Source organism: Thauera sp. SDU_THAU2, assembly GCF_038260575.1.
Classification (GTDB): domain Bacteria; phylum Pseudomonadota; class Gammaproteobacteria; order Burkholderiales; family Rhodocyclaceae; genus Thauera.
In genome coordinates, this window is the sequence record NZ_JBBWUN010000003.1 from 1,224,361 (window position 1) to 1,242,114 (window position 17,754).

14 protein-coding genes are annotated in these 17,754 nt (G+C 61.4%); 12 read left to right on the forward strand and 2 right to left on the reverse strand.

What is annotated here, in order from left to right; genetic code table 11:
- Positions 1-63 precede the first annotated feature (63 nt).
- The 7 genes from AAFL97_RS06900 (at position 64) to AAFL97_RS06930 (ending at position 10,061) form a co-directional block, all read left to right on the forward strand.
- Complete coding sequence (locus AAFL97_RS06900; RefSeq protein WP_341644278.1) at positions 64-291, forward strand: RHS repeat domain-containing protein; 228 nt, start codon at positions 64-66, stop codon at positions 289-291.
- A 174-nt stretch (positions 292-465) separates the two neighbouring features.
- Positions 466-6,540, forward strand: coding sequence for an RHS repeat-associated core domain-containing protein (locus AAFL97_RS06905; RefSeq protein WP_341644279.1), 6,075 nt, complete (start codon positions 466-468; stop codon positions 6,538-6,540).
- An 87-nt stretch (positions 6,541-6,627) separates the two neighbouring features.
- The gene (locus AAFL97_RS06910) at positions 6,628-6,894 is read left to right on the forward strand and encodes a hypothetical protein (protein WP_341644280.1); all 267 of its coding nucleotides are present in this window, start codon (positions 6,628-6,630) and stop codon (positions 6,892-6,894) included.
- A gap of 80 nt (positions 6,895-6,974) precedes the next feature.
- Entirely contained in the window at positions 6,975-8,066 is a 1,092-nt protein-coding gene (locus AAFL97_RS06915) for an IS5 family transposase (RefSeq protein ID WP_341644281.1), read from the forward strand.
- A gap of 192 nt (positions 8,067-8,258) precedes the next feature.
- Positions 8,259-8,729 carry a hypothetical protein gene (locus AAFL97_RS06920; protein ID WP_341644282.1) on the forward strand — a complete coding sequence of 157 codons (471 nt, stop codon included), beginning with the start codon at positions 8,259-8,261 and terminating at the stop codon, positions 8,727-8,729.
- Positions 8,708-8,947, forward strand: a complete 240-nt coding sequence (locus tag AAFL97_RS06925; RefSeq protein ID WP_445954526.1) for a hypothetical protein — start codon at positions 8,708-8,710, stop codon at positions 8,945-8,947. The genes AAFL97_RS06920 and AAFL97_RS06925 overlap by 22 nt, the downstream gene beginning before the upstream one ends.
- Before the next feature lie 34 nt (positions 8,948-8,981).
- Positions 8,982-10,061: an IS110 family transposase gene (locus tag AAFL97_RS06930; protein ID WP_341644284.1), complete on the forward strand. Its 1,080-nt coding sequence runs from the start codon at positions 8,982-8,984 to the stop codon at positions 10,059-10,061.
- A gap of 91 nt (positions 10,062-10,152) precedes the next feature.
- Here AAFL97_RS06930 and AAFL97_RS06935 read toward each other — a convergent pair whose 3' ends face one another.
- The gene (locus tag AAFL97_RS06935; protein ID WP_263463201.1) at positions 10,153-11,115 is read right to left on the reverse strand and encodes an IS110 family transposase; all 963 of its coding nucleotides are present in this window, start codon (positions 11,113-11,115) and stop codon (positions 10,153-10,155) included.
- Positions 11,116-11,555: 440 nt separating this feature from the next.
- Between AAFL97_RS06935 and AAFL97_RS06940 the strand changes: the two genes are divergently transcribed.
- On the forward strand, positions 11,556-11,747 hold the full coding sequence (locus tag AAFL97_RS06940) for a hypothetical protein (RefSeq protein ID WP_341644285.1): 192 nt from the start codon (positions 11,556-11,558) through the stop codon (positions 11,745-11,747).
- 145 nt (positions 11,748-11,892) lie between these two features.
- Here AAFL97_RS06940 and AAFL97_RS06945 read toward each other — a convergent pair whose 3' ends face one another.
- Positions 11,893-12,984 carry an IS5 family transposase gene (locus AAFL97_RS06945; protein WP_341644281.1) on the reverse strand — a complete coding sequence of 364 codons (1,092 nt, stop codon included), beginning with the start codon at positions 12,982-12,984 and terminating at the stop codon, positions 11,893-11,895.
- Positions 12,985-13,329: 345 nt separating this feature from the next.
- Between AAFL97_RS06945 and AAFL97_RS06950 the strand changes: the two genes are divergently transcribed.
- From AAFL97_RS06950 to AAFL97_RS06965, 4 genes are all read left to right on the forward strand, one after another.
- Positions 13,330-13,617, forward strand: coding sequence for a hypothetical protein (locus AAFL97_RS06950; RefSeq protein WP_341644286.1), 288 nt, complete (start codon positions 13,330-13,332; stop codon positions 13,615-13,617).
- A gap of 146 nt (positions 13,618-13,763) precedes the next feature.
- On the forward strand, positions 13,764-14,525 hold the full coding sequence (locus tag AAFL97_RS06955; RefSeq protein WP_341647112.1) for a toxin C-terminal domain-containing protein: 762 nt from the start codon (positions 13,764-13,766) through the stop codon (positions 14,523-14,525).
- A gap of 764 nt (positions 14,526-15,289) precedes the next feature.
- The gene (gene ltrA, locus AAFL97_RS06960) at positions 15,290-16,639 is read left to right on the forward strand and encodes a group II intron reverse transcriptase/maturase (protein WP_341644287.1); all 1,350 of its coding nucleotides are present in this window, start codon (positions 15,290-15,292) and stop codon (positions 16,637-16,639) included.
- Positions 16,640-17,035: 396 nt separating this feature from the next.
- Positions 17,036-17,752, forward strand: a complete 717-nt coding sequence (locus AAFL97_RS06965; protein ID WP_341644288.1) for a hypothetical protein — start codon at positions 17,036-17,038, stop codon at positions 17,750-17,752.
- The last annotated feature ends 2 nt before the right edge of the window (positions 17,753-17,754 follow it).

The window sequence follows — 17,754 nt, forward strand, 5'->3', positions numbered from 1 at the left end:
GTGTAGTCGAAACTGTTGATGATCGCTAAGGGCTGTAAACCATTTCAATAGGGGAGAGTGGTGATGAGTGAGAATCGGACCCTGAAGCCGATGTTGGGCGCGAGTATGCGCACCCTGGCATTGGCGACCTTGCTGGGCCTGTCGATGCCCGTGCTGGCCGGTTCGGTCAGCTACACCTACGACCAACTGGGCCGCGTCAAGACGGCCACCTACAGCAACGGCGTGGTCATCACCTACACCTACGATGCGGCGGGCAACCGCGTCAGCCAAGTCACCACCGGCGTGCCCTGATCCTCCGGGCGTTCGTCGACCGCAGGCTTCTCCATTCTTTTTCCCTTCTGTTTCCAGCGACCCGTGTAGCGGGCCGTGGGGTGTCGTGCGCTTTGCAGGAATGCCGTCTTGATGATGGAGGCACGTCCTGCGCAGCCCGCGCTGCGTATGTCGTATTTGTTCGGGAGTTTGATCATGTCTGAACGCAACAAAGGTCCGCTGCGCGCGGGCGTGTTGACGCTGCTGTTGGCTGGCTTGGTCTCGGGTGAGGCACTGGCCGCCGGCAACATCGAGTTCGTCCGGGGGGTGCCGGCAGTCGTGGATGCGTCCGAGGCGCAGATCACCGCTGCCCGTACGGCCAAGGGCATACAGCGCGAGCGCGTCGAGTACGGTCCTGGTATCAGCCGCGCCATCCTGGCCCCGGTTACGCCGGAGGAGTCCGAGCAGGCCATCCACGCGCGTGCGCTGCCCGCAGAACTGAACGAGGGCGCCGCGCTCGAGGGCACGCCAACGATGTCGGCGATGCGGGTCGCTGGCGATACCGCACCGACCGGGCCGGCTTCGATCGCTGAGCTTGCGCGTGCGCTCAAAAACGATCCCGATCTGATCTACGAGTACGTCCGTAACAACATCGCCTACTATCCCACCTGGGGCATCCAGAAAGGGGCAGTCGGAGCCTTGCTGGACAATCAGGGCACGGCCTTCGACCAAGCCACACTGATGGTGCAATTGCTGCGTCAGGCGGGTTTTACCGCCAACCATGTCAAGGGGCGGATCAGCCTGACTGCAGCCCAAGTGCAGGACTGGCTGGGTGTCAGCACCGGCAACGTATGCGCCGTGTTCAATCTCTTTAGCCAGGCACAGATTCCCGTAGCGTCGATCTCTGCGACTGCCGGGGGAAGTTGCCCGGGCTCGACAGCTGCGCTGACCGGTATCAAGGTCGACCACGTATGGGTGAAGGTCAACATCGGCGGCACCAACTACTTCTTCGATCCGGCCTTCAAGTCCCACAATCACAAGACCGGCATCAACGTCGCCACAGTCAGCGGCTACAACGCCAGCAGCTATCTGACCTCAGCCAAGAGTGGTGCCACGGTGAATGCCAACTACGTGCAGGGCATCAACCGCACCAACATTCGCAACAACCTTGCCAGCTATTCGAACACGCTGGCCGCGTATCTGCGCACCAATCTGCCGGCGAGCACGCTCGATGACGTGATCGGCGGCAAGACGGTGGCCCCGCACACCGGTGGCGCGCTGCGTCAGACCTCGCTGCCGTATCAGGACACGTCAGTTGCGCTGACCGAATGGGTGAATATCCCCGCCAACTACAGTCCGACGCTGCGCGTGCGCTACCAGGGCATCGACAAGACCTACACGTCGGACGCGATCTATGGCAAACGGCTCACGATTACCTACAACGGCTCGAACCAGCCGGTGCTGATGCTCGACGGCGTGGCGCAGGCCACCGGCACTGCAGTTACGCCCGGTACCGTGGGCGATGTCGTATTTGACGTCACTCATGGCGCCTACAGTAGCACCGCGGTCAACCAGAACTTCAAGCAATCGATCAGGGCGGGTGGCACTTACCTGATCAGCAACGGCTGGGGACCAGCCGGGCGTGGGTTGGCGGAGCGCTACCGCAGCCAACTTGACTCGGCCAAGGCGGCTGGCGGCGCTGATGGCTCCGAGGCTGTGCTGGGTTCATCACTGGGGGTGTTGTCGGCGACCTGGATTGCTCAGGTGAATCAGTCGAGCTACATCACCGATCGGCTCGCGGGCACCAACACATTTTTCCATCATCAGATCGGTATCGCCGGCTATAGCGGATCACCTTACGTCGATCTACCGGGCAACATGCTTGGCATGGTCAGCCAGAGCGCGGATGCGGCTAAGGAGCGGGCTGTCTTCTACAACTCTTCGATGCATTCGAGCATCTTCGAGTCAGCCGCCGTGCAGCAGGCAGCAGGTGTCAGCGCGGTGTCTACGGTCAAGCTCATCGACATGGCTGTGGCGGGTAACGAGCGCATCTACAACGCCACGGCGGCGAACTACGCTTCCGCGGTGCAGCCGAATCTGGTGTCATGCGCATCCTGGTTGGCGTCCTTCCAAAGCGAGGTCGGCGCCGGCAGGCGCCTGATCCTGCCGGCGCGTTGCAACCTCACTGAGAACAGTTGGTCGGGGCGGGGCTATTTCGTCATCGACAGCACGGGTACGCGCATTGGCGCCATCATCGGCGGGGGGCTCTTGGGTGGCTTCGGTTCAACCAATGTGCCGGCGGGTACGGTGACCAATTCCGGCAGTTGGGCCAAGAGTGCCCAGACATTGGTTGAGGCCGGCTTGAATCTTGTCAATGACCCCATTGACTTCGCATCTGGCAAGTTCCTCTTTGCCAGTGAGGACATCCAGACCGGTGTCGGCGAGTTTCCGCACAGCCTGGGGTTGAACAAGCTCTACAGCTCAGGCATGCGCACGCAGGATGGCCCGTTGGGCAAAGGCTGGACGCACAGCCTGGCGGCCAGCATTCGCGTGGGGTCGGACGGCTTCCAGGGCATGGGCGAAGATTCCGCGCTCGACGCCGTGCCGGCGCTGGTCGAGAAGCTGGTGTCGCTCGACCTGCTCAACGACGCAGCCAAGCCGCTCGACAAGATGGTCATCGCCACGGTGGGGCAGCGCTGGTTCGGCGACCAATTGATCGACAACACCGTTGTGGTGCAGCAGGGCATGAACGGAGAAGTGTTCGTCAAGCTGCCCGACGGTAGCTACAACCCGCCGCCGGGCAACTCGGCGAGGCTGACGAAGCTGGCCGACGGCACCTATCAGTACGAAACGGTCAATCGTGCCAAGCTTGCCTTCAACAGCGCCGGCAAGCTGGCGACCTACACTCACCCGAGCGGCATGCAGGCCAAGTTCACCTACAGTGGCGCCAACCTCACCCAGGTCGCCAACAGCCTGGGTCGGGTGCTCAACTTCAGCTACAGCGGTGCGCGCATCAGTGGGGTCGGCGACGGTGCTCGCAGCATCGGCTTCAGCTATGACAGCGCTGGCAACCTCGTCAGTTCCACCGATGCCACCGGCAAGGCCACCACTTTCCAGTACGACCTGCCGGGTCGGATGACAAAGTTCTTCAAGCCGAGCAACCCGTCGGTAGCCTTCGCCACCAACGTCTATGACACCCTGGGTCGTGTCAAGACGCAGACCAATGCCGCGGGCAAGCTCTACACCTACTACTTTGCAGGTTCGCGCTCGGAAGAAGTGGACCCCAACGGTGTCGGCCATGTGGCGTATTTCAATGCACAAGGCAAGGAACTTAAGTCGATCAACCAACTGGGGCGCGTCACCACCAACACCTACGACGGCCAGGGCCGGCTGACGCGCAAGGCGTTCCCGGAAGGCAATGCACTCGAGTATGTCTACCATGACGCCCCGTGCGCCGCGGCCGAGAAGCGCTGCACGCACAACGTCAGTCAGGTCAAGCAGTTGCCCAAGCCCGGTTCAGGCCTGGCGACGCTGACCAGCAGCTTCACCTACGAGAGCGTCTTCAACAAGGTCGCCACTGCCACCGATGCGCTGGGCAAGGTCACGACCTACACCTACACCGCGCAGGGCAACCCGCTCGCGGTCACGGCGCCGGCCGATGCGGCTGGCGTGCAGCCGCAGACCACCTACGGCTACACCGCCTACACCGCCAGTGGCTACCCGAGCTTCTACCTGCAGACCTCGCAGACGAGCAAGATCACGGGCAGCAGCACGGTGGTGACGACGACCGCCTACAACGCGGCCAACAAGTACGTTCCGCAGACGGTGGTGGTCGACTCGGGTACGGGCAAGCTGAACCTGACGACCAGCTTCACCTACGATGCGGTGGGCAACCTGACGCAAGTCAACGGCCCGCGCACGGACGTCACCGACACCACCACGTATGCCTACGATGGGCAGCGCCGCGTCACGCAGACGACCGACGCACTGGGTAAGAAAACACAGTACGCCTTCGACAACGACGGAAGGGTGATCCGCACCGCCGCACAGCTGGGCAGCCAGTGGCTGGTGAGCTGCAACAGCTACACCACGACCGGCAAGCTGCTCAAGGCCTGGGGTCCGGCGCTCACCGCCGCGGCGACCACGTGCCCGACTGCGGCTGCGCCGGTCGCGGTCACCGACTACGCCTATGACAACCTCGACAGGCTGATCCGCGTCACCGAGAACCTGACCGCTGCCCAGGGCGGCAACCGGGTGACCGAGACGGTGTACAATGCCGACGACAGCGTGCAAAGCGTCAAGCGCGCGGTGGGTTCGGCACTGGCGCAGACCTATGCCGCCTACACCTACAGCGCCAACGGCCTGCCGCTGACGCTGACCGATGCGAAGAACAACCGGACGACCTACGAGTACGACGGTCACGACCGGAGGGTGAAGCTACGCTACCCGCACCCGACGACGCCGAACACCTCGTCGAACAGCGACTACGAGCACTTCAGCTACGATGCGGTGGGCAACCTCACCAAGCACCGCAAGCGCAGCGGCCAGAACATCGTGTTCGGCCACGACAACCTGTACCGGGTGATCAGCCGCAGCTATCCGAACGTGGTGGATGACCTCGTCTTCAGCTACGACCTGCTGGGCCGGCGCACGCAGGCGAAGTTCGCCAACAACAGCCACACCGTCGATTACGTGTGGGACGCGGTCGGGCGGCTGACCAGCACCACGGCCGGGGGCAAGACCCTGGCCTACCAGTACGACCCGGCAGGCAACAGCACCCGCACGACGTGGCCGGACACCGGGTTCTACGTCACCGCGACCTTCGATGCGCTGAACCGTCCGACGGCAATCAAGGAGCTGGGTAGCATCGACCTGGCCAGCTACGCATACGACGACCTGTCGCGCCGCAGCACGGTGACGCTGGGCAATGGCACGACGACTACCTACGGCTACGGCGCGCAAGGAACGCTTTCCACGCTCGCCCACAACCTGACCGGCACGGCGCAGGATCAGAGCTACAGCTACACCCGCAACCAGGTGCAGGAGATCGTCGGGCAGAGCTGGACGAACGACCTCTACCAATGGGGTGGCGATGCCAACGGCACGAAGAGCTACACCAGCAACGGGCTGAACCAATACACCGCGGCGGCAGGCTCGACGCTGAGCTACGACAACAAGGGCAACCTGGCCGGCGATGGGGTGTGGACCTACACCTACGATGCGGACAACAAGCTGAAGACGGCCAACAAGACCGGCTACGCGGCGACGCTGGCCTACGATGCACAAGGCCGGCTGCGCCGCACGACGATGGCGGGTACGGTGACCGACCTGCTCTACGACGGTGTCGACCTGGTGGCCGAGTACGACAGCGCGGGTACGTTGCAGCGCCGCTACGTGCATGGTCCGGGGGTCGATGAGCCGCTGGTGGTGTACGAGGGCACGACGACGACCAACAAGACGTGGCTGTATGCCGATCACCTGGGCAGCGTCATGGCGGCGGCCAACAGCGCGGGCACAGGCACGGCGGTCTACAGCTACGGACCGTACGGCGAGCCGAGCACGACCATCGGGGTGCGCTTCCGCTACACGGGGCAGCAGTTCCTGGGTGGGCTGAACCTGTACTACTACAAGGCGCGGTTCTACTCGCCGAGCCTGGGCCGGTTCCTGCAGACCGATCCGATCGGTACCCGAGATGATCTGAACCTGTATGCCTACGTGGGCAACAATCCGATCAACTTCAATGATCCGACCGGGTTGGCGGCGAAGGAGCTGGAACTCTTTGCCGGAAAGGTCGGCGGGAGCATCGATAACTGGTGGGACCGCTCGGTCGCAGGCTTCCAGAGCGCGACGTTAGGCGATACGATCGAAAAGTCCATTCAGGGGCTCAACCCGGCGATGGGCGCCGGGGTCGCTGGAATTGGTCTGGGCGTAACCAAGCTCTCAGGGCTGGCCGCAAGGGGAGCACAGAACATCGCCAACGGACCTCGACTGGCGCAACAGCTAGCGCATAGCGAGGCTGCGTCGATCTTTGTGAATGGTGGCTTGCGGGCTGAAGTCATTGCTGGATCGAAGGTTGCTATCCCAGGGAGCCAACTGAACAACTCTGCGCTTGTCAAAACCCTGACGGCCGATGGAAGCAAGATCGCCGACTGGGCCAAGATGACCACACAGACGTTCAAGAGCCCGTCGGGGCCATTCCAAGTCCACTTCTATCAAAACGTGAAGACTGGTGCGACGCATTTTGCGGACGACTTCAAAGCCGTATTCAATCACAACGGGGTTTGGCCATGAAAATCTGTTCTACGCAGCGGAGTCGACCTTCAAGCCGAGAGGTTGCACGGCTGGCTTCAGCACGGGAGAACTTACATTGTGCTATCCGTGGAGCAATACAGCTCTGGCGAAATCGGGTTCCGCGTTGCCAGTGAGGATGGCGGGCAACCTGTCGTGTTTAGAGCGGCATTGTTCGATCTGATCGACTGCAGTCTTCCTGCGTGCTGGAAGGTGCTTGCGGTCCGACAAAACGCAGTTGATCTGGGGCCAGAGGTGTTCGGTCAAGCTGGATTCTGGGAGAAGTGTTTTGATCGGGATCCCGTGGCTCTCGATGAATATCGGGAGGCGAAGGAACAAGTGATGGCCGATAGTTAGCAGGCTGATGCAGAACCTAGTGAACGATCCTGCGAGTCGATAGTCCTAGACTCGTTCCTCAACCCCTTGTTCTGACAGCGATGCGCGGCCAACTCGATCCCCAGTCCTCGATGTTTCATTATTTCTCGCCGGACTCGCGTGTACCGGCCGATCATCCCCTGCGAAGGGTGAAGCAATTGGCCGATCGGGCGCTGAGTGCCATTTCGGCGGATCTGGATGCGTTGTACTCGAGTACCGGCCGCCCGTCGATTCCGCCTGAGCGCCTGCTCAAGGGGCAATTGCTGATCGCGCTGTACTCGATCCGGTCTGACCGGCAGTTCTGCGAACAACTGGACTACAACATCCTCTTTCGCTGGTTCCTCGACATGGACCTGGAGAGCGCGGGCCTGGACCAGTCGAATTTCAGCCGCCTGCGCGAACGCCTGGTGGCGACTGATATCGCCCGCCGCTTCTTTGACGAGGTGGTGAGCCTGGCGCGCCGGCAACATTTGCTGTCCTCGGATCACTTCACTGTCGACGGCACGCTCATCGAAGCCTGGGCCTCGTTCAAGAGTTTCAAGCGCAAGGACGGCGAGCCGCCGAAAGACGGTGGGGATGGCACGGGGATGGTCGATTTCAAAGGTGAGAAGCGTTCGAACGCCACACACCAGAGCAGCACTGATCCTGACGCACGGCTCATGCGAAAGGGTAACGGCCAGCCTGCCAGGCTCAGCTACGGCGGGCATGTGCTCATGGAGAACCGTCATGGCCTGTGTGTCGACATCCTGATCACGGAATCGACGCAGGCCGAGCACCGTGCTGCACGCACGATGCTCACCCGCGCCCGCCGGCGGCGTATCCACCCCAAGAGTCTGGCGGCCGACAAGGGTTACCACATCAAGGATTTCGTAGCGCACCTGCGCGCGCATCGTATCCGGCCGCACATTGCTCGAATCGACCATCGCTGCACGCCTGGACTCGATGGGCGCACGACGCGAACCGAGGGCTATCGGATCAGCCAACGCAAGCGAAAGCGGGTGGAGGAAATCTTCGGCTGGCTCAAGACGGTCGGTGGGTTGCGCAAGACGCGATTCATCGGGCAGGCGAAGACGCAGATGGCGGCCTTCATTTCTGGCGCAGCCTACAACTTGTTGAGAATCGCGAAATTGGGAAGCGCGGGAGGAACGGCGTGAGCCGGGCAAACGGAAGAGGGGCTGATCAGTCTCGGAGCGGGCACGCCGGCAATGTGGGCCGAATTGAAAAAACCATTCTCTCGACGAAGTCGCTGTGAAGATCAATTTAAACCCCTTGGCCGACGTAGTGTTCAGCTCTTTTGCATCAGCCTGTTAGGGACGCTCTGATCTATTGAGAGCCGGATAACGAAATTGGGGGACGCACCACGGTTTGCAGGCATAGCTCAACCGTGGAGCGCCCGCTATGCTGTCGCCAGCGGCTACCCGAGCTTCTACCTGCAGACCTCGCAGACCAACGAGATCAACGCTAGCATGTACGACCCTGCGGGCAACCGCACGCGCACCACGTGGCCGGAGACGGCGTTCTACGTCACCACCACCTACGACGCGCTGAACCGCCCGACGGCGGTCAAGGAAACCGGCACGGTCAACCTGGCCATTTACGCCCACGACGACCTGAGCCGGCGCACCACGGTGACACTGGGCAATGGCACCACGAGCACCTACGGCTACGGAGCGCAGGGCACGCTGTCGAGCCTGGCGCACAACCTGGCGGGCACGGCCCAGGACGTCACCTATAGCTCTACTACAAGGCACGGTTCTACTCGCTGGCGATTGGCCGCTTCCTGCAGACCGATCCGATCGGCACGGCGGACGATCTGAACCTGTATGCCTACGTGGGCAACAATCCGATCAACTTCAATGATCCGACCGTATTGGCGGCGAAGGAGCTGGAACTCTTTGCCGGAAAGGTCGGCGGCAGTATCGATAGGTGGTGGGATAGTTCGGTCGCAGGCTTCCAGAGCGACTACAAAGGGACTTCCCACTTCCGCCGCTGGCCTGTTCGGCCCGGCATCGAAGTGCCAAGATTGAATTGCTGACATTCAATCTGAAGACGCGAAAGGGGAAGTCCAAATGAATGCTACGACGATCGGGGTGGATCTGGCAAAGAATGTGTTCGTGGCCTGCGTAGGCGACGGCACGGGGCGGATGATCGAGACGCGCGAGTTCAACCGTGCGGGCTTTCTGGCGTGGCTTGCGACGCTGGCGCCGGGTACGGTCGTCGCGATGGAAGCGTGCAGCGGCGCGCACTGCTGGGGCCGCACGGCGGCGGCCCTGGGCCTGGAGCCACGGCTGATGGCAGCCGATTTCGTGCGCGCTTACCGCAAGCGCCAGTCGGTCAAGAACGACCGGGCCGATGCCGCGGCGATCCTGGCCGCGCTGCACGCGCCGGGCATGCGCTTCATCCCGGTCAAGACCGAAGCCCAACAACAACGATTGGCATGGCACAGCCTGCGCCTGGGCTGGATCGAGGAGAGAACGGCGCTGCTCAACCGTATTCGTGGCGTGTTCGCCGAGTTCGGTCTGGTGATCGAAGCGGGGGCTACGCGGCTGCGCCGCTGGTTGGCCGAACATGAGTTCGACACCGCCCAGCCGATGATCCTGCGTCATCTGATCCAGAGCGTGCGCGATCAGCTCGATGCGCTCGATCAACGCCTGGCCGAGTGTGACCGGCAGATTGCCGCACAGCAGGCCGAGGATGCGGCTGTCCGGCGGGTGGGCGAATTGCCCGGCGTTGGCAATCTGACGGCCGATGCGGTCACTGCCAGTGTGGGCGACGCGCGGATGTTCAAGAACGGCCGGCAGTTTGCCGCTTGGCTGGGGCTGACGCCGAGCCAGTATTCCAGCGGCGGCAAACCGAAGCTGGGACGCATCACCCGCCGCGGCGATGCTTACCTGCGAAGTCTGCTCGTACAAGGCGCGCGCAGCGTGTTCGCGGCCACCTTGCGCAAGGCACGCAGCAGTCCGGAGACGCTCACCCGGTTGCAACAGTGGATCGTGGGCTTGAATGCACGGGTCGGATATCACAAGACCCTGGTCGCCATTGCCAACAAACACGCGCGCCAGTTGTGGGCCGTGCTGGCCAAGGGAGAACACTACGATCCGGATGCCTGGCGCCAATGGGGCCTGACGTCCGGGCAAGCAGCAAGCTGAAGCACCGCATTCCAGAGTGAAGCCACCATGACTGCGCGCAAGCGATAGGCAAAACAGGTCAGACCGACCGGCTGAGTAACCGTCTTAGAAGTCAAGCATCGTGAAGCGATTTGTCCCAATGTTTGCCTGTGCGGACCATGGCGTTGAGCGTGGTCAGCAGCTTGCGCATGCACGCCACCAAGGCGACCTTGGGGAGCTTGCCAGCGGCCTTGAGTCGTTCGTAGAAAGCCTTGATGGCCGGGTTGTAGCGGGTTGCGGTCAAGGTCGCCATGTAGAGCACGCGCCGGAGCTCGAAGCGTCCGCCCTGCACGCGTCGTCTGCCCTTGCTGCTGCCCGAGTCATGGGCCATAGGGGCCACGCCCACCAGCGCAGCGATCTCGCGGCGGTTCAGCCGGCCCAGCTCAGGCAGTTCGGCAATCAGTGTGGCGCTGGCAACCGGGCCAATTCCTGCAGCCGATTGCAACAGCTGATCCAACTCGCCGAAGTGCTCATGCACATGGCTGACCATCTGCGCCTCGATCTCGTCGAGCTGAGCCTTGATCGCGGCCACGATGGCCTCGATGCTGGCGTGCAGTTTCTTGGGCGTGATTTGCAGCCGCTGGCGCTCCGAATGCAGCATGGTCAGCAACTGACGCCGGCGCGTGACCAGCGCTGCCAGCCACTGCTGGCGCTCGTCGGCCAGCGGACGCAGGAAGCGATCGAGGTCCTCACGGCGCACCAGCACAGCCGCCAGTTCAGCGAGCATGCGTGCATCGACCGCGTCCGTCTTGGCCAGGCGGCCCATCGACTTGGCAAAGTCGCGCGCCTGGCGTGGATTGACCACCGCCACGGGCAGGCCCGCTGCCTGCAGCGCACAGGCCAGCGCCGCCTCGTAGCCACCAGTCGCCTCCATCACCACCAGGCCGACACCAAAAGGCTGCAAGGCTGCTGCCAACACCGAATGGCCTTCGGCATTGTTGTCCAATCGCTGGGCGTCGCTTTGGGCGCCCAGCACACAGACATCCACGTGCGCCTTGGCCACGTCGATGCCTACCGTCACTGAGGAAGCAGACATGATCTTCAGATCCCTTTCTTGTGCATGCGCGCTGATTGAAGGCGCACGTAACCGTTCGGGCTTCACGAAGACCCGCGCGGCGACCGTGCGCTCTCTACTCAGTCACGGGCTCAATCACCCCAGAGCCAATCAAGCTGCACCGGCCGGTCTGACTGCCTATACGGCAGTCAAACTCTACCGCGCGGGTCTGGTTTAAAGATACAAGAGCCTGGCTAACCTGGTGGCCGACCAATGAGGGTGTCGCGGCTGATCCCCGCGCCTCGGTCGCGCCGACGAGTGATTGAGGCCAGCCGGAGCGGTGAGTCGCATGGCCCCGGCACGACCGTGCCGAACAAGGCCGATTGGGGAAAGGCAGTCTGTTCTGTCCTTGTCCATTGCGATGGCGCCAGTCACAAAGTGATCACGCTCGACCGTGGTCAGCAGGAGAAGAAGATGAGTGCATGATCAACGGACCGATCGGCCTGCGGCCGGTCTGCAAAAAGAGGTTGACGGGAAGTCCCTTGGGGACGTTAGGCGATACGATCGAAAAGTCCATTCAGGGGCTCAACCCGGCGATGGGCGCCGGGATCACTGGGATTGGTCTGGGTGTTACCAAGCTCTCGGGGCTGGCGGCAAAGGGGTTAGCAGGCTGATGCAAAAGAGCTGAACACTACGTCGGCCAAGGGGTTTAAATTGATCTTCACAGCGACTTCGTCGAGAGAATGGTTTTTTCAATTCGGCCCACATTGCCGGCGTGCCCGCTCCGAGACTGATCAGCCCCTCTTCCGTTTGCCCGGCTCACGCCGTTCCTCCCGCGCTTCCCAATTTCGCGATTCTCAACAAGTTGTAGGCTGCGCCAGAAATGAAGGCCGCCATCTGCGTCTTCGCCTGCCCGATGAATCGCGTCTTGCGCAACCCACCGACCGTCTTGAGCCAGCCGAAGATTTCCTCCACCCGCTTTCGCTTGCGTTGGCTGATCCGATAGCCCTCGGTTCGCGTCGTGCGCCCATCGAGTCCAGGCGTGCAGCGATGGTCGATTCGAGCAATGTGCGGCCGGATACGATGCGCGCGCAGGTGCGCTACGAAATCCTTGATGTGGTAACCCTTGTCGGCCGCCAGACTCTTGGGGTGGATACGCCGCCGGCGGGCGCGGGTGAGCATCGTGCGTGCAGCACGGTGCTCGGCCTGCGTCGATTCCGTGATCAGGATGTCGACACACAGGCCATGACGGTTCTCCATGAGCACATGCCCGCCGTAGCTGAGCCTGGCAGGCTGGCCGTTACCCTTTCGCATGAGCCGTGCGTCAGGATCAGTGCTGCTCTGGTGTGTGGCGTTCGAACGCTTCTCACCTTTGAAATCGACCATCCCCGTGCCATCCCCACCGTCTTTCGGCGGCTCGCCGTCCTTGCGCTTGAAACTCTTGAACGAGGCCCAGGCTTCGATGAGCGTGCCGTCGACAGTGAAGTGATCCGAGGACAGCAAATGTTGCCGGCGCGCCAGGCTCACCACCTCGTCAAAGAAGCGGCGGGCGATATCAGTCGCCACCAGGCGTTCGCGCAGGCGGCTGAAATTCGACTGGTCCAGGCCCGCGCTCTCCAGGTCCATGTCGAGGAACCAGCGAAAGAGGATGTTGTAGTCCAGTTGTTCGCAGAACTGCCGGTCAGACCGGATCGAGTACAGCGCGATCAGCAATTGCCCCTTGAGCAGGCGCTCAGGCGGAATCGACGGGCGGCCGGTACTCGAGTACAACGCATCCAGATCCGCCGAAATGGCACTCAGCGCCCGATCGGCCAATTGCTTCACCCTTCGCAGGGGATGATCGGCCGGTACACGCGAGTCCGGCGAGAAATAATGAAACATCGAGGACTGGGGATCGAGTTGGCCGCGCATCGCTGTCAGAACAAGGGGTTGAGGAACGAGTCTAGGACTATCGACTCGCAGGATCGTTCACTAGGTTCTGCATCAGCCTGTTAGGGAACCAAAACTCGCTCTATAAGGCTGCAGTCCAGCAATTCAAGGCTACTGACTTGTCAAACGCAGGTAGGGCTTTGACTAAGCACCCTGAAGTGATTGGGCAAACAAAAGATACGTTACGCCAATCGTTGCGCAGTGATGGCGCGATCAACGATGCGGCACACGCTGCGCTTCACAACATCATGCGTAATGGGGTTATGACGACGCCGACGCTCGGTCGATATGGAGCTGTGACCCAAACTCAAATCCCGGGAGGATTTGGTGCTCGTTGGGCATCTGACGGCAGCTTCGTCGGCTTTATTAATCCGTAAAGGTTTGACTATGACAACTTTAAAGAGCTATCGGTGGCGGAAGACAACAGACATCAATCGCGAACATGCGCTATTTGAGTTGCTTGATGGTGAAGCACCCGTATTAGATGTCGGCTTCACTGATGAGGGCGTTTTCGAAGTTGCTTTCAATCCGGAAATTGGGGGCAAGGTAATCGACTGGGATCAATTCTTGGCTCTTTTGGAGGAGGGCAAAGCCCTCGCCGTCAAAGATCGGTAGTCCCTTGCCGCAAAGGGCCTAACCAAGGCAGATGCTGTCATTGCCGAGACCCTGGCCGGCAACCAGCGCGACCAAGCTGAGGGGACCCTAGGAGGACCAAGGGAGTAAATAGGGGGCGCACCACGGTCTGGAGGAATCATTTGACCGTGGTGTGCCAGCTACCCGAGCTTCTACCTGCAGATCTCGCAGACGAGCAAGATCACGGGCAGCAGCACGGTGGTGACGACGACCGCCTACAACGCGGCCAACAAGTACGTTCCGCAGACGGTGGTGGTCGACTCAGGTACACGGGGCAGCAGCTCCTGGATGGGCTGAACCTGTACTACTACAAGGCGCGGTTCTACTCGCCGGCGATCGGCCGCTTCCTGCAGACCGATCCGATCGGTACGGCGGATGATCTGAACCTGTATGCCTACGTGGGCAACAATCCGATCAACTTCAATGATCCGACCGGGTTGGCGGCGAAGGAGCTGGAACTCTTTGCCGGAAAGGTCGGCGGCAGTATCGATAGGTGGTGGGATAGTTCGGTTGCAGGGTTCCAGAGCGCGACGCTTGAAGACTCAGTTGATAAAATCCTCCAAGGTTGGCCCGGTGGGGGTGCCACGGCTAAAGGGGCTGGAGCACTTTTCAGTGTACTGGCTACAAAAAATGCGGCTCGTCTAATGCCGGGGCCGATCTGTAAAACAACGAAGGAGGCGACGGCTGCCGCGAAGGCTCTTGGGTACAAGAAGATTTCAGAAACAGTACATGGGGAGGCAGTGTATAAAAAAGGTAACTCCTACATTACGAGAGATGCCACTGGTCACAACGGTGGGGCGTGGAAGATGGCTGAATCTGTGGATAAGCTGAAATCCAAAACCGGCCGTGATGGAACATTTGATGTTAATTTAAATCGTATTGGTGATTGATATGAGTGCTAGTGGAAAGTTGCAACCAGACTGGGTGACTCGCGGAAAATCAATTAGTCAGCTAATCGAGGAGTTGAAGTCATTTGAGGATCAGAGTCTCGAGGTCAAAATTTCAATCGACGATGGGGAAACTCGAAGACCGATCAGTTTGGTGAAGAAAAACAGAGGGGTGTGTCTCTTAGTGTTCTGCGGAGATGAAGATCAAAGCTAAATAACGGTTATCAGAGGGTGCGAGTACGACTTTGGCTGATAGAAGACCTTCGGTCCTATGTTCAGCAAGGGTGGCGCGTTCGCAGACAGGATGTACAGATCAAGTATTCACCTGACACCGGCCCCGAGCCGGTGTCTTTTTTTGGTGCGCCCGGCAGGGCGCACCCACTTGGAGGTGTAAGTCCTCTACTCGCCCGGCAAGGGGAAGAGTTAGCCGAACGGCAAGGGTGTCGCGGGTAACTGCGAATCTGGAGGAAGCTGAAGGCAAAGCGCTGGCCTGACGAACAGGAAGCGGATATGAGGCGTTGCAGTGGGGTGAGGCGGCCAATATCGCCCAAGCCCGAAACTTGCACGGAAGGCTGTGGCGTAGATCCGACAGGTATAAGCGTGAAGGTGGGTGCGTCATACCCGGGGAGATCCTCACGGGTGCCATGGTGCTACTGAGGTCGCGAGGCGTTGGGATGCACGTGAGGAAGTCAGCCGAGGCCATAGTAGCTGCCGGGATGGGGCGAAGGGCCGAACAGGGAAGAACGTGAGTAGGCGAACGTTTCTCGATGAAGCCGATGAAGACAGAAGCCCGTCGGTCAGAGGGGGCGCAGGCAGAGGACTCTGGACGGTATCCGGAAGGGGCTGGGCTGCGTGTCGAGGTGGAGTCGGCGGACGTTGAGCGGACGAAAGCGGAGTTGGAGCGGACGAGCGGGCTGATGGAAGTCGTGTGTGAGCGCGGCAACCTGTGGCTTGCGTACGAGCGGGTGACCCGCAACAAGGGTGCGCCCGGTGTCGATGACATCGGGGTGTCGGAGTTCAAGGGTCACTTGCAGCAACACTGGCCGGCGATCAAGGCCAAACTGCTGGCGGGGACGTACATCCCGCAAGCAGTGCGTCGGGTGGACATTCCGAAGCCGCAAGGCGGGGTGAGGACGCTCGGCATTCCGACGCTGACGGATCGACTGATCCAGCAAGCGTTGCATCAGGTGCTCTCACCGATCTTCGAGGTGGATTTCTCCGAGTCGAGCTACGGCTTCCGAGCGGGGCGGTCTGCCCATCAGGCGGTCAAGGCGGCGAAGCAGTATGTTGCCCAAGGCCGGCGTGTCGTGGTGGACATGGATCTGGAGAAATTCTTCGACCGGGTCAATCACGACATTGTGATGGCGAAGTTGGCGAAGAAGATTGGGGATGGGCGGGTACTGAAGCTGATCCGACGGTATCTGGAAGCGGGGATGATGGCGGAGGGTGTCGTGAGCCCGAGGACGCAGGGTACACCGCAAGGTGGCCCGCTCAGTCCGCTGCTGTCGAACATCCTGCTGACGGAATTGGATCGGGAACTGGAGCGCCGTGGCCATGCGTTCTGTCGCTACGCGGACGACTGCAACATCTACGTCCGAAGCCAGGCGGCAGGCGAGCGTGTCCTGGCCGGTATCAGCCAGTTCCTATCCGAGCGACTCAGGCTCACGGTCAATGAGGCCAAGAGCGTAGTCGCACGACCGTGGGAGCGGAAGTTTCTGGGCTACAGCCTGAGTTGGCACAAAGCGCCGAAACTGCGGATTGCGCCAGCCAGCCTGCAACGGCTGGAGGACAAGATTCGTGAAGTGCTCAAAGGTGCGAGGGGGCGCAGTGTAGGCGCCACGATCGAAGAACTGAACCCGGTGCTACGGGGTTGGGCAGCGTACTTCAGGCTGACCGAGGCCAAGCGGGCACTGGAAGAGATCGACGGTTGGCTCAGGCGCAAGCTGCGCTGCATCCTGTGGCGGCAGTGGAAGCGCCCGGCCTACTCGCGCCAGGAACCTGATGAAGGCGGGGCTGAAGGAGGAGCGGGCGTTTCGCTCCGCGTTCAACCAGCGCGGGCCGTGGTGGAACAGTGGCGCCAGCCACATGAACGCGGCCTTTCCGAAAGTCTTCTTTGATCGCTTGGGACTGGTGTCACTGCTCGATACGACGCGACGACTCCAGTGTCTTTCATGAACCGCCGTATGCGGAACCGCACGTACGGTGGTGTGAGAGGGCGACGGGGGTGACCCCGTCCCCTACTCGATTGCGCCCAGCATGGGCGCACTCCTGGTGTGCCCGACATGGGCGCATACCTGCGGGTGCAAGTCCCGCCGTAAGTTGGTCACGACGAACGAAGTGAAGCGCAACTGCATGAGGGCGACCGAGTGTGGGGAGGAAGCGTGGAACGTAAATCATGAGCCGATGAACAAGAACTGCATACAAGGCGGTGCCAAGCAGGGCGAGCGGGCCAGGAACCGCGAAGCTCTCGTGACCAAGGCAGCGTAGATGCGGCGGCTGTGTGATGGAGGTATGTGTCCCTTACTCGGGGAGATCTGTCGAGCCTGGCGCACAACCTGGCGGGTACGGCGCAGGATCAGACTTACACCTACACCCGCAACCAGGTGCAGGAGATCGTGGGCCAGAGCTGGACGCACGACCTGTATCAATGGATGGGCTACGTCAACGGCACCAAGAGCTACACCAGCAACGGGCTGAACCAGTACACCGTGGCCGCGGGTGCGACGATCACCCATGACAACCGGGGCAACCTGACGGGTGACGGGGTGTGGACCTACATCTACGATGTGGACAACAAGCTCAAGACGGCGAACAAGAGCGGCTACGCGGCGACGCTGGCCTACGATGCGGAAGGTCGGCTGCGCCGCACGACGCTGGCGGGCACGATCACCGACCTGATGTACGACGGTGTGGACCTGGCGGCCGAGTACGACAGCGCGGGTACGTTGCAGCGCCGCTACGTGCATGGTCCGGGGGTCGATGAGCCGCTGGTGGTGTACGAGGGCACGACGACGACCAACAAGACGTGGCTGTATGCCGATCACCTGGGCAGCGTCATGGCGGCGGCCAACAGCGCGGGCACAGGCACGGCGGTCTACAGCTACGGACCGTACGGCGAGCCGAGCACGACCACCGGGGTGTGCTTCCGCTACACGGGGCAGCAGTTCCTGGGCGGGCTGAATCTGTACTGCTACAAGGCGCGGTTCTACTCGACGATGTATAAAAAGTGAAC

Coding starts and splice junctions, on each gene's coding strand:
- AAFL97_RS06900 (WP_341644278.1), top strand. CDS start 64: ATGAGTGAGAATCGGACCCTGAAGCCGATGTTGGGCGCGAGTATGCGC.
- AAFL97_RS06905 (WP_341644279.1), top strand. CDS start 466: ATGTCTGAACGCAACAAAGGTCCGCTGCGCGCGGGCGTGTTGACGCTG.
- AAFL97_RS06915 (WP_341644281.1), top strand. CDS start 6,975: ATGCGCGGCCAACTCGATCCCCAGTCCTCGATGTTTCATTATTTCTCG.
- AAFL97_RS06930 (WP_341644284.1), top strand. CDS start 8,982: ATGAATGCTACGACGATCGGGGTGGATCTGGCAAAGAATGTGTTCGTG.
- AAFL97_RS06935 (WP_263463201.1), bottom strand. CDS start 11,115: ATGTCTGCTTCCTCAGTGACGGTAGGCATCGACGTGGCCAAGGCGCAC.
- AAFL97_RS06940 (WP_341644285.1), top strand. CDS start 11,556: ATGATCAACGGACCGATCGGCCTGCGGCCGGTCTGCAAAAAGAGGTTG.
- AAFL97_RS06945 (WP_341644281.1), bottom strand. CDS start 12,984: ATGCGCGGCCAACTCGATCCCCAGTCCTCGATGTTTCATTATTTCTCG.
- ltrA (WP_341644287.1), top strand. CDS start 15,290: ATGAAGCCGATGAAGACAGAAGCCCGTCGGTCAGAGGGGGCGCAGGCA.